General features: G+C 70.5%; 12 protein-coding genes. 6 read left to right on the top strand and 6 right to left on the bottom strand.

Annotation, left to right across the window (positions count from 1 at the left end; all coding sequences use genetic code 11):
• The 3 genes from ACPXB1_RS04825 to ACPXB1_RS04815 all read left to right on the top strand — a co-directional run bounded on the left by ACPXB1_RS04825 (position 1) and on the right by ACPXB1_RS04815 (position 3,130).
• Entirely contained in the window at positions 1–957 is a 957-nt protein-coding gene (locus tag ACPXB1_RS04825; protein WP_425734841.1) for an ABC transporter permease, read from the top strand.
• Positions 958–1,086: 129 nt separating this feature from the next.
• On the top strand, positions 1,087–2,115 hold the full coding sequence (locus ACPXB1_RS04820; protein WP_425734840.1) for an ABC transporter ATP-binding protein: 1,029 nt from the start codon (positions 1,087–1,089) through the stop codon (positions 2,113–2,115).
• Positions 2,099–3,130, top strand: coding sequence for an ABC transporter ATP-binding protein (locus ACPXB1_RS04815; protein ID WP_355590723.1), 1,032 nt, complete (start codon positions 2,099–2,101; stop codon positions 3,128–3,130). Before ACPXB1_RS04820 ends, ACPXB1_RS04815 begins: the two co-directional genes overlap by 17 nt.
• A gap of 200 nt (positions 3,131–3,330) precedes the next feature.
• Here the strand turns inward: ACPXB1_RS04815 and purH are convergent, their stop codons facing one another.
• Complete coding sequence (gene purH / locus ACPXB1_RS04810) at positions 3,331–4,902, bottom strand: bifunctional phosphoribosylaminoimidazolecarboxamide formyltransferase/IMP cyclohydrolase (protein WP_355628990.1); 1,572 nt, start codon at positions 4,900–4,902, stop codon at positions 3,331–3,333.
• Positions 4,899–5,513 (bottom strand): phosphoribosylglycinamide formyltransferase, encoded by a 615-nt coding sequence (gene purN / locus ACPXB1_RS04805; RefSeq protein WP_355628993.1) that lies wholly within the window; start codon positions 5,511–5,513, stop codon positions 4,899–4,901. Before purN ends, purH begins: the two co-directional genes overlap by 4 nt.
• A gap of 179 nt (positions 5,514–5,692) precedes the next feature.
• Here purN and ACPXB1_RS04800 point away from each other — a divergent pair, with 179 nt between their 5' ends.
• Together ACPXB1_RS04800 and ACPXB1_RS04795 are read left to right on the top strand one after the other, a co-directional pair.
• Complete coding sequence (locus tag ACPXB1_RS04800; RefSeq protein ID WP_355590714.1) at positions 5,693–5,989, top strand: CD225/dispanin family protein; 297 nt, start codon at positions 5,693–5,695, stop codon at positions 5,987–5,989.
• 25 nt (positions 5,990–6,014) lie between these two features.
• On the top strand, positions 6,015–6,605 hold the full coding sequence (locus ACPXB1_RS04795; protein WP_355590711.1) for a DUF4190 domain-containing protein: 591 nt from the start codon (positions 6,015–6,017) through the stop codon (positions 6,603–6,605).
• 101 nt (positions 6,606–6,706) lie between these two features.
• Here ACPXB1_RS04795 and ACPXB1_RS04790 read toward each other — a convergent pair whose 3' ends face one another.
• Positions 6,707–8,044: a cell division protein PerM gene (locus ACPXB1_RS04790; RefSeq protein WP_355590708.1), complete on the bottom strand. Its 1,338-nt coding sequence runs from the start codon at positions 8,042–8,044 to the stop codon at positions 6,707–6,709.
• A 198-nt stretch (positions 8,045–8,242) separates the two neighbouring features.
• Between ACPXB1_RS04790 and ACPXB1_RS04785 the strand changes: the two genes are divergently transcribed.
• Positions 8,243–8,512 carry a DUF4190 domain-containing protein gene (locus ACPXB1_RS04785; protein ID WP_355590706.1) on the top strand — a complete coding sequence of 90 codons (270 nt, stop codon included), beginning with the start codon at positions 8,243–8,245 and terminating at the stop codon, positions 8,510–8,512.
• Between the two features lie 84 nt (positions 8,513–8,596).
• Here the strand turns inward: ACPXB1_RS04785 and sucD are convergent, their stop codons facing one another.
• The 3 genes from sucD to ACPXB1_RS04770 form a co-directional block, all read right to left on the bottom strand.
• Positions 8,597–9,484: a succinate--CoA ligase subunit alpha gene (gene sucD / locus ACPXB1_RS04780; protein ID WP_355590704.1), complete on the bottom strand. Its 888-nt coding sequence runs from the start codon at positions 9,482–9,484 to the stop codon at positions 8,597–8,599.
• A gap of 2 nt (positions 9,485–9,486) precedes the next feature.
• The gene (gene sucC, locus ACPXB1_RS04775; RefSeq protein ID WP_355590701.1) at positions 9,487–10,665 is read right to left on the bottom strand and encodes an ADP-forming succinate--CoA ligase subunit beta; all 1,179 of its coding nucleotides are present in this window, start codon (positions 10,663–10,665) and stop codon (positions 9,487–9,489) included.
• 431 nt (positions 10,666–11,096) lie between these two features.
• Positions 11,097–11,501: a cobalamin B12-binding domain-containing protein gene (locus tag ACPXB1_RS04770; protein WP_355590698.1), complete on the bottom strand. Its 405-nt coding sequence runs from the start codon at positions 11,499–11,501 to the stop codon at positions 11,097–11,099.
• Between the last annotated feature and the right edge of the window lie 398 nt (positions 11,502–11,899).

Raw genomic sequence — 11,899 nt, 5'->3', positions numbered from 1 at the left:
ATGAGTGACTTCGAGACGGTGGCCGCCACCGAGAACCAGGCGGCGCGTCGCGGCCCCTCCGGTGAACCCGGCGCACCCAACCAGGTCGACACGCCGCAGAGACCGCGCAGCCTGGCCGGCGACGCGTGGCGCGACCTGCGCCGCAACCCGATCTTCTGGATCTCGCTGACGCTTGTCATCGTCTTCACCCTGATGGCCCTCGCCCCCGGCCTGTTCACCGCCAACAGCCCGAACGACTGCCTGCTGTCCCGGCAGCACGCCGGGCCGTCCGGCGGGGCCATCTTCGGGTACGACTTCCAGGGCTGCGACACGTACTCCCGGGCGGTCTACGGCACACGGGCCTCGCTGCTTGTCGGCGCGCTCGCCGCGCTCGGCACCGGGGTGATCGCGCTGACGGTCGGCATGCTTGCCGGGTACTTCGGCCGTTGGATCGACGCGCTGCTCTCCCGGGTGATCGACGTGGTGCTCGGCATCCCGCTGCTGCTGGCGGCGATCGTGCTGCTCAAGCGCGTCTCCAGTGACAGCGAGAACGCCCGGATCGCCGCGGTGATCTTCGTCCTGGCCATCCTCGGCTGGACCACGGCCGCCCGTGTCGTCCGCTCCTCGGTCATCACCGCCAAGGAACAGGACTACGTGGCGGCGGCCCGGATGCTCGGCGCCGGCAACGGCCGGATCATGTGGCGGCACATCCTGCCGAACTCGTTGGCCCCGGCCATCGTGGTGCTGACGATCGCGCTCGGCTCGTTCATCGCAGCCGAGGCCACACTCTCGTTCCTGGGCATCGGCCTGAAAGCACCGACCATCTCGTGGGGCCAGGACATCGACACCGGCCGGATCCACATGCGGGAGGCGGCGACCCCGCTGATCGTCCCGTCGGCCTTCCTCGCGCTGACCGTACTGGCGTTCATCATGCTCGGCGACGCGATCCGTGACGCCTTCGATCCGAAGCTGCGGTGAGATTCTCCGTGCGAGCGCGAGGAGTGAGCGAAGCGAGCCCCGCAGTCGCGAGCGAAAGGCAGGCACCGTGCGAGCGCGAGGAGTGAGCGAAGCGAGCCCCGCAGTCGCGAGCGAAAGGCAGGCACCGTCATGACCGTTCAACCCACGCCCGCCTCCGCCACACCCGAGGGCGGTCATCTGCTGGAGCTGCGGGACCTGCACGTCGAGTTCCGCACCCACGAGGGCGTGGCCCGGGTGATCAACGGCGTGTCGTACCACCTGGACGCCGGGGAGACCCTCGCGGTGCTCGGCGAATCCGGCTCCGGCAAGTCGGTCACCGCCCAGGCGATCATGGGCATCCTGGACACCCCGCCCGCGTTCGTCCGCTCCGGCCAGATCCTCTACCAGGGTCAGGACCTGCTCACCAGCTCCGAGGAGCAGCGCCGGCAGGTCCGCGGCAAGGAGATCGCGATGATCTTCCAGGACGCGCTCTCGGCGCTGAACCCGGTCTTCCCGGTCGGCTGGCAGATCGGCGAGACGCTACGCCAGCGCTCCGGTATGTCCCGCAGCGACGCCCGCAGCCGGGCCATCGAACTCATGGACCTGGTCAAGATCCCCGGGGCGGCCAAGCGGGTCGGCGACTATCCGCACCAGTTCTCCGGCGGCATGCGGCAGCGCGTCATGATCGCCATGGCGCTGGCGCTCGACCCGAAGGTGCTCATCGCCGACGAACCCACCACCGCCCTCGACGTCACAGTGCAGGCCCAGATCATGGACCTGCTGGCCGACCTGCGCCGCGACCTCAACATGGCCATGATCCTGATCACCCACGACCTCGGGGTGGTCGCCGGCGTCGCGGACCGGATCGCCGTCATGTACGCCGGCCGGATCGTCGAGCACGCCGACGTCCGCTCGCTCTACAAGGCGCCCGCCCACCCGTACACAAAAGGGTTGTTGGAATCGATCCCGCGGATGGACGTCCGCGGCCAGGAACTGTCGACGATCAAGGGGTTGCCGCCGAACCTGATGCGGATCCCCTCCGGCTGCCCGTTCCACCCCCGGTGCCCGTACGTCCAGCAGGTCTGCGTGGACGTGGTGCCGCACGACCTGGTCCTCGGCGACGGCCGGACCAGCGCTTGCCACTTCGCGCAGGAGGTCCGTGATGACAGCGCCCGCTAGCCCCACGAAGGTCCGGGGCGAGACCATCCTCTCCGTCGACAACCTGGTGAAGCACTTCCCGATCACCCAGGGCGTGCTGTTCCAGAGGCAGATCGGCGCCGTAAAGGCAGTCGATGGCGTGAGCTTCGAGCTGCGCCGGGGCGAGACGCTCGGCGTCGTCGGCGAGTCCGGCTGCGGCAAGTCCACACTCGCCCGGCTGCTCATGCGGCTGGAGACACCCACCGCCGGACGGGCCACCCTGGAGGGCAAGGACCTGTTCAAGGCCTCCGGCGGCGAACTACGTCGGCTGCGCCGCAACATGCAGATGGTCATGCAGGACCCGTACACCTCGCTGAACCCGCGGATGACCGTCGGCGACATCATCGGGGAGCCGTTCGAGATCCACCGCGACGCGGCGCCGAAGGGCAGCAAGCAGAAGCGGGTACAGGAGTTGCTGGACGTCGTCGGGCTCAACCCAGAGCACATCAACAGGTACCCGCACCAGTTCTCCGGCGGTCAGCGCCAGCGCATCGGCATCGCCCGCGCGCTCGCGCTGCGGCCCGAGGTGATCGTCTGCGACGAGCCGGTCTCCGCGCTCGACGTCTCCATCCAGGCCCAGGTGATCAACCTCCTGGAGCAGCTCCAGGACGAGTTCGGGCTCTCCTACATCTTCATCGCGCACGACCTGTCCGTGGTGCGGCACATCGCCGACCGGGTGGCGGTCATGTACCTCGGTCGGATCGTCGAGATCGGCACCGAGGACGAGATCTACGAGCGGGCCACCCACCCGTACACCCAGGCGTTGCTCTCGGCCGTGCCGGTGCCGGACCCGGAGGTACGCGACCAGCGCAACATGATCCGCCTGGTCGGCGACGTGCCCAGCCCTGCCGACCCGCCGAGTGGCTGCCACTTCCGCACCCGCTGCTGGAAGGCCCAGGAGATCTGCGCGGTCGAGGACCCGCAAACCGTGCCCCGCGCAGCAGACCCCCACCCGTCCGCCTGCCACTTCGCAGAACTACGCCCCCCAACCCCCTAACCCCTCTCGCCCTCCCCCCACCAATCGCGTCGATCATGGAGTTGTGGTGGGCGATTTCTCAGCCGATACCCCTTTTGCGGGGCACCACAACTCCATGATCGACGGGGTGGGGGCGGGGCGGGGCGGGGCGGGGTGGGGCGGGGTGGGGTGGGGCGGGGCGGGGTGGGGTGGGGTGGGGTGGGGGGGGTGGGGCAGCGCGGTTAGTGGAAGAAGTGGCGGGTTTTGGTTAGGTACATCGTTACGTTTGCCTTCTTGGCCGCTGCGATTACTTCTTCGTCGCGGATCGAGCCGCCGGGCTGGACGATGGCGCGGACGCCGGCGTCGATGAGGATCTGCGGGCCGTCGGCGAACGGGAAGAACGCGTCCGAGGCGGCCACCGAACCCCGGGCCCGGTCGGCGCCGGCGCGGCTGACCGCGAGCTGCGCCGAGTCGACCCGGTTGACCTGACCCATGCCGACGCCGACTGTGGCGCCGTCCTTGGCGAGCAGGATCGCGTTGCTCTTCACGGCGCGGACCGCCCGCCAGGCGAACGCCAGGTCACGCAGCAGTTCCTCGTCGGCGGCCTCACCGGTTGCCAACTGCCAGTTGGCCGGATCGTCGCCCGGGGCGTCCACCCGGTCGGCGACCTGGGTCAGCACGCCACCGGTCACCTGCCGCCACTCGACAGTCGCCGGGGTCCACACCGGCGCGCGCAGCAGCCGGATGTTCTTCTTGCCCTGCAGCACCTCGACGGCGCCCTCGTCGAAGCCGGGGGCGACCACCACCTCGGTGAAGATCTCGGCCACCTGCCGGGCCATCTCGACCGAGACCGCCCGGTTGACCGCGATCACGCCGCCGAACGCCGACACCGGGTCACAGGCATGCGCCAGGCGGTGCGCCTCGGCCACGTCCGCGCCCACGGCGATGCCGCACGGGTTGGCGTGCTTGATGATCGCCACGGCCGGCTGGTCGGCGAAGTCGTTCGCAGCCCGCCAGGCGGCGTCCGCGTCGACGTAGTTGTTGTAGGACATCTCCTTGCCGTGCAACTGCTCTGCCTGCGCCAGCCCGGCCGGGGCGTCCGGGTCGGTGTAGAGCGCGGCGGGCTGGTGCGGGTTCTCCCCGTAGCGCAGCACCGTCGACTTACGCAGTGCGGTCCCCGCGAACGCCGGCCAGGAGTCGTCGGCCGGGGCCAGCTCCCGGGCACACCACTGGGCCACTGCCACGTCGTACTCGGCGATGTCGGCGTACGCGCGGGCAGCCAGGGCGCGACGCTGGGCCAGCGTGAAGCCGCCCTCGCCGAGCGCGCCGAGCAACGCCGGGTATCCCGCCGGGTCGGTCAGCACCGCCACCGAGGCGTGGTTCTTGGCGGCGGCCCGCACCATCGCCGGCCCACCGATGTCGATCTGCTCCACGCACTCCTCGACGCCGGCACCGGAGGCGACCGTCGCCTGGAACGGGTAGAGGTTGGAGACCAACAGGTCGAACGCCGCCACCCCCAGCTCGTCGAGCTGCGCCACGTGGGTGTCCTTGCGCAGGTCGGCGAGCAGACCCGCGTGCACCTTCGGGTGCAGGGTCTTCACACGGCCGTCGAGCACCTCGGGAAAACCGGTCACCGTCTCCACCGGCGTCACCGGCACCCCGGCGGCGGCGATGGTGCCCGCCGTGCTGCCGGTGGAGACGATCTCCACACCGGCGGCGTGCAGGGCCTGCGCCAGCTCGACCAGCCCGGTCTTGTCGTAGACGCTGACCAGCGCCCGCCTGATCGGGCGGCGCCCGTCCTGAGTGGAACTCACGGAACCGTGACCTTCCTTCCGGTGATGGTCCAGCCTTCGCGGACCAGGCGGCCGACCTGCTCGACGAGCTGGCGCCGCTCGGCTTCCTTGATGCGCTCGGTGAGCGCGTCCACGTCGTCGTCGTCGAGCACCGGCACCGCGACCTGCGCCACGATCGGCCCGGTGTCCATGCCGGCGTCGACGAAGAAGAGCGTGGCCCCGGTGAGCTTCACGCCGTAGGCGAGGGCGTCGCGCGGGCCGTGGATGCCGGGGAACGCCGGCAGCAGAGTGTTGTGGGTGTTCAGGTAGCGGTCACCGAAGGCGGCGAGGAAATGCTCACCGACCAGCTTGAGGAAGCCTGCGGAGATGACCAGGTCGGGTTGGTGCTTCGCGACGTGCGCGGTGAGCGCCAGGTCCCAGTCCTCGCGCGTCTCATGGTCGCGGACCCGCTCGACGAAGGTCGGCACCCCCGCGGCCTGCGCCCTGTCCAGGCCCGCGATGCCGTCGCGGTCCGCGCCGACCGCCACCACCTGCGCGCCGTACGCGGGGTCGGCGGCGGCGTCCAGCAGCGCCTGAAGGTTGCTTCCGGAGCCGGAGACGAGGACGACGAGGCGGGCGACGGACGCGGTCACCGGGCCACCCTATCGGGCAGGTCAGGACGCTCTCCGGCTGGGCGGCGCGCCGATCTCTGACAGATTTCACGGGCATCGACCAGGTACGCTGCCGGTCGCCCGGGCTGGACACCGTGCCGGCCCGCACCACGTCACTGTTCCGGCACGCCAGCCGTGTCGTTGGAATGAGGAGCACCCCCATGCAGCCCGGTCACCACCCCCAGCAGCAACCGCCGGTCGACAACAACATGACGATGTCGATCGTCGCTGTCTTCCTCTTCTGGCCGCTGGCCATCCCAGCGATCATCAACGCGTCAAAGGTGAACCCGCTGCTTCAGCAGGGCGACTACGCCGGGGCCCAGGCCGCGGCCGCAGAATCACGCAAGTGGTCCAAGTGGGCACTTATCGTCGGCATTGCGTGGTATGTCATCGTGCTGCTGTGCTGCGCGTTGGGCGGTCTGAGCGCGATCATGAGTGGGAACGGCAGCAGTAACTAACGGAACAATCCAAGGAGCTTCTCGAATGCAGCCCGGCAACCCCGGTCAGGACCCGTACGGCCAGCAGCCGAACCCGGACCCGACCGCACCCCAGCCGCCGCACGACCCGTACGGTCAGCCGCCGGCCGCCCCCTACGGCCAGCAGCCGACGTCGGGTCAGCCCTACGGTCAGCAGCCCACCTCGGGCCAGCCGTACGGTCAGCAGCCGCAGGACCCGTACGGCCAGCAGTACGGCCAGCAGCCCACCTCGGGCCAGCCCTACGGCCAGCAGCCGCAGGACCCGTACGGTCAGCAGCCGCAGTACGGTGGCGCTCCCGGCTACCCGAACGCGGGCTACCCGCAGCAGCAGGGCCAGAACAACACCCTCGGCCTGGTGTCGATGATCCTCGGCATCGCGTCGATCCCGCTGGTCTGCTGCCTGTACCTGGGCATCCCGGTCGGCATCGCCGCTGTGGTGACCGGTTACCTGGGCCAGCAGAAGGCCGCTCAGGGCCAGGCCAGCAACGGCGGCCAGGCCAAGACGGGTCTGATCTGCGGTGCAGTCGGTGCCGGCCTGGGCATCCTGCTGATCATCCTGGGCATCTTCGCGAACATCAACCTGCCGGCCCAGCCCTGATCGGTCCGGTCCTGACGGGGCGCTCCGGATTCGTCCGGGGCGCCCCGCGCCGTCCCCAGCACATCCGGGCCGCGTCCAGCGAGCCGCAACGGCGCGTTCGTCTAGGACAGGTCGCGCCGGTCCGGCTCCGGATCGCGCCGGCGGGGCTGGTTGCCGCGAGGGCTCCGGGTGAGCGTCCGGGTGGCGGCGGCTCCGAGCAGTGCGCCGGCCGTGATGACAGCGGCCGTGACCACCCCGACCTGCCAGGCCACCGGACCGACCTGCGCCAGACGGCCGGCACCGAGCGGCCCACCGGAGACCGCGGCGGCCACGCCGAGGAGTACGCCGGCCACCGGCCCGGCCAGTGCCGCCGGCGCCAACAGCCCGCCCCAGCGCAGCGGGGCCTGCTCCGGCCCGGCGAGGCGGGCCATCCGGCGAGCCAGCAACCAGCCGACCACCATCCCGGCCAGCACCGGCACCGCGAGGAGCAGTGCGCCGAGGCCGTCCACGGGGCCACGGGGCAGGCCGGCGAGCAATGGGATGGCCGGAAGCGCGCCCACCGACACCTCGCTTGTGCGGACGGCGGTGTCGACGCCGACCGCGAAGCCCGGCCCGAGCAGATAGCTTGTCGACCAGATCGCGGCGTTCGGCGCGTACGCCATGCTGACCAGGGTGATCCCGGCCTGCCCGGCCACCCCGGTCTGGTACGCGCCGATCATGTCCGCGGCGTCACCGCCGCCCGTGGCCACAGCCAGACCTGCCGCGCCGGCACCCGCCCCGAGTAGCAGGAGCGCGGCCACCAGCCCGGTGCGCACAGCGTCTCGCAGCGGATCCGGCAGCCGGGTGCTCAGCAGGCGGGTCACAGCGGTGGTCCGGGTTGCGCCGACAAGTGCGGCGAGCGTGGCGGCCACCGCGAACGTGACCGCCGCCCGCACCGGGGACACGTCCGGCCCTCCCGTGCCCACCAGTACCGCGGCCAGCGCGCCGAGCAGCGCGTACGCCAGGCCGACAGTGCCCGCGGCGATAAGCGCTCGTCGCGGTGAATAGCTGTCACGCGCGCCGATCGCGCGGCTGACGTGCACGCCGGCCCGGGTCAGTCGCCAGAGCGCGAGCACGGTGAGCGCCAGCGGGGCGAGACCGAAGGGGCCGGCGTCGGTGTGCAGCGGTACGCCGTGCCCCACCAGCCAGCCGGCCAGCGCGGTGCGCAGGGTGCCGCTCAGGGTGGTGGAGTCGGCGCCGAGCTGCACCAGGCCGAGCACGATGGCGACCGGCAGGTACGAGGTGAGGGCTGCCCAACCGGCGGCCACCCCGGCGGCGACGGGCAGCGGTGCCCGCCCGCGCGGCGACTCGCCGGCGCGGGGCGCGGGCACCCGCCGCCGCGGTGCGGCGCGGTCGACCGACAGGTCGTCGGCACGCACGCCGCCGGGGCGACTGGGATGGTCAGGGGTGACGGGGGACATCCGCTCTACTCTGGCATGTCAGACGGGCGGTGGCAGTCCGTTAAGCGGCCTGGACTGCGGCGAGTTGGGCGAACCGGGGTTCGGAGCCGCCCGGCCGGGTCTAGCCTCGGCCCAGAGGAGGTGGCCCGTCGCCGCCTTCCGGGTCGGGTCCGCCGGTCACTCCCGGGTCGGCCCGCCCATGATCGCCCGGAGGTAGCCGTGACGACCGCATACCCACCGCCCCCACCCCCTCCGGCCAGGGGCCGGGACCGCACCACGCTCTGGGGCGTGCTGGGCATCGTGCTGGGCCTGATCTGTTGCGGCATTCTCGGCGTCATCTTCGGCTACCTGTCGATCCGCGACGCCCGGCGGTACGGCCAGTCGCCGGTTCTCGGTTACCTCGCCATCGCATTCGGCGTGATCAACATCATCGGGAGCGCGATCCTCCGGTCGACGGGCAACTACCCGTTCTGGAGCAACAACGACTGATCCTGGGCCACTTCGCCTGGGTGGTACGCCGCAGGGGTCGACCGGCTCGATACCGGTCGACCCCTGCGCTGCTGCCTGACCGGCTCAGTTGCCGGACATGATCTCCCGCATGAGCTTCGCGGTCTCGGTCGGCGTCTTGCCGACCTTGACTCCGACCGCCTCCAGCGCCGCCTGCTTCGCCTCGGCGGTGCCGGCCGAACCGGAGATGATCGCTCCGGCGTGGCCCATGGTCTTGCCGGGGGGCGCGGTGAAGCCGGCGATGTAGCCGACCACCGGCTTTGTGACGTTGGCCTTGATGAACTCGGCAGCCCGCTCCTCGGCGTCGCCGCCGATCTCACCGATCATCACGATGGCGTCGGTGTCCGGGTCGGCCTCGAACGCCTTCAAGGCGTCGATGTGCGTGGTCCCGATGATCGGGTCGCCACCGATGCCGACGCATGTGGAGAAGCCGATGTCGCGCAGCTCGTACATCATCTGGTAGGTCAGCGTGCCGCTCTTGCTGACCAGGCCGATCCGGCCGGAGCCGGTGATGTCGGCAGGGATGATGCCGGCGTTGGCGGCGCCCGGGGAGGCGATGCCGGGGCAGTTCGGCCCGATGATCCGGGTCCGCTCGCCCTGCGACAGGTTGTACGCCCAGAACGAGGCCGTGTCGTGCACCGGCACGCCCTCGGTGATCACCACGGCCAGCGGGATCGCGGCGTCGATCGCCTCGACCACTGCGGCCTTCGTGAACTGCGGCGGCACGAAGATGACTGTGACGTCGGCACCGGTCTCGGCCATGGCGTCCGCCACGGACGCGAAGACCGGCAGCTCGGCGCCGTCGAAGTCGACCTTCTGGCCCGCCTTGCGCGGGTTGACGCCGCCGACGACGTTGGTGCCTGCGGCGAGCATCCGCCGGGTGTGCTTGGAGCCCTCGGAGCCGGTCATCCCCTGAACGATGACCTTCGAGTCCTTGGTCAGCCAGATAGCCATGATCAGACCCCCGCAGCTGCCAGCTCGGCGGCCCGCTCGGCCGCGCCGTCCATGGTGTCGACCCGCTGTACGAGCGGGTTGTTCGCGCCGTCCAGGATCGCCCGGCCAGCCTCGGCGTTGTTGCCGTCGAGGCGGACGACGAGCGGCTTGGTGACCTGCTCGCCACGCTGCTCGAGCAGGGCCAGCGCCTGGATGATGCCGTTGGCGACCTCGTCGCAGGCGGTGATGCCGCCGAAGACGTTGACGAATACGCTCTTCACGGCCGGGTCGGAGAGCACGATCTCCAGCCCGTTCGCCATCACCGCGGCGCTCGCGCCGCCGCCGATGTCGAGGAAGTTGGCAGGCTTGACGTTGCCGTGCCGCTCACCGGCGTACGCGACGACGTCGAGGGTCGACATGACAAGACCCGCGCCGTTGCCGATGATGCCGACCTCGCCGTCGAGCTTGACGTAGTTGAGGTCCTTGGCCTTGGCGGCCTGCTCCAGCGGGTCCACGGCGGCCTGGTCGACAAGCGCCTCGTGGTCCGGGTGCCGGAACGCGGCGTTCTCGTCCAGGCTGATCTTGGCGTCGAGCAGCAGCAGCCGCCCGTCGCCGTTCTTCGCGAGGGGGTTCACCTCGACCAGGGTGGCGTCCTCGGCGACGAACGCCTGCCACAGCCCGACAGCCACCTCGACGACCTGGTCGGCGACCTCGGCCGGGAACCCGGCGGCGGTGACGATCTCGCGGGCCTTCGCCTCGTCGACACCCTTGACGGCGTCGATGGGGGCCTTGACCACGCGGTCCGGGGTCTCGGCGGCGACCTGCTCGATGTCCATACCGCCGGCCACGCTGGCGATGCAGAGGAAGGTGCGGTTCGCCCGGTCGAGCAGATAAGAGAAGTAGTACTCGTCGGCCACGTCCGCGGTCACGGTGATCATGACCTTGTGGACGGTGTGGCCCTTGATGTCCATGCCGAGGATGTCGGTGGCCCTGGCCACCGCCTCATCCGGGCCCTCGGCGAGCTTGACGCCACCGGCCTTGCCTCGGCCGCCGACCTTTACCTGCGCCTTGACGACCACCCGACCGCCGAGGCGTTCGGCGATCGCGCGGGCCTCCTCCGGGGTAGTGGCGACGCCGCCGGCCAACACGGGCAAGCCGTGCCGCTCGAACAGGTCCCGCCCCTGGTACTCGTACAGGTCCACGATTGCGCGTCCCGTCCCGTCTCCGCGGCGCGCCGTCGCGCCGCCACCAGCGTTCAAAAACAGTTTGACGCCTGTCATCACTTCACACAGGCCATTGGCGGCAGCCTAGCGAGGTGGGCACGGCCGGCAACCGAGCGGGTGCGCGGTGTGCGGTAATGCACAACCGGACACCTGACGTGGGAGTTCCGGTCACGGCTTGGCCGGCATCAATCGACCGGGCGATGTTGGCAAGGGTGCGTAACCCGGCCGTGGGGGCGTCGTTGAGTCAGGTGTCGGAGCGCTGAACAGCGCGATGACGGGAGACGGCCGATGCCCTGTCGGTCGAGGGGTGGCGGCGGGGCATCGTGCATAGAGGGGCCGGACGTGTGAGGGGTGCGTCCGGCCCCTCCCCCGTGCCCGGCTCCGGTTCGACACCCCCGGCGCACCGTCTTTCAGGCGACGGGCTGTCCGACGTTCTGCCGGACCCACTCGACGATCGCCTGGGTGGTGGCTCCCGGCGTGAAGATCTTGGCTACGCCCATCTTCTCCAGCTCGGGGATGTCGCCGTTGGGGATGATGCCGCCACCGAACACGACGATGTCGCGGGCGTCCCGCTCCCCCAGCAGTTCGAGCACCCGGCGAAACAGCGTCATGTGCGCGCCGGAGAGAATGGAGAGGCCAACCGCGTCGGCGTCCTCCTGGATGGCGGCTTCCACTACCTGCTCCGGGGTCTGGTGCAGGCCGGTGTAGACGACCTCCATCCCGGCGTCCCGCAGGGCACGCGCCACGACCTTCGCGCCCCGGTCATGGCCATCCAGGCCCGGCTTGGCGACGACGACCCGAATTCGAGAGCTCATCAGCGCACACCTTTCACCGGCTACACGACCTTCACCTGAACGAACGGTAACCCGTACGACGGGGGGCGGGAAATCCGGACCGGAAAACCGCCTGGCGTTCCGGCCGCACCGACCTGGCGTACCCGCCGGAGCACGAAGTCCGGCAGGCTGCAGCGTCAAGTCGGACGACTCCGCCGGTCCGGTCACGCTCGGCGACGAACGGGCAGTTACGGGGGCACCGATCGACGCCGTGATGCGTGACAATCGGGAACGCAAACGGACAGATCGACACGCCAATTCTTCACTCTGGCTTGTGACTCGCCTGGGGGTTGGCTAACGTGTCCACGGTTGTCATCAGGTCCATGGACGGGTGACGACGCGGTTGGCAGACGTTCATCCGAGCTTCACGGACGTCCATT

The organism is Micromonospora sp. DT68, assembly GCF_049847245.1.
Classification (GTDB): domain Bacteria; phylum Actinomycetota; class Actinomycetes; order Mycobacteriales; family Micromonosporaceae; genus Micromonospora; species Micromonospora profundi.
Note: the sequence above shows the minus strand (reverse complement) of the source record. Positions and strands in the feature narration are given on the sequence as shown.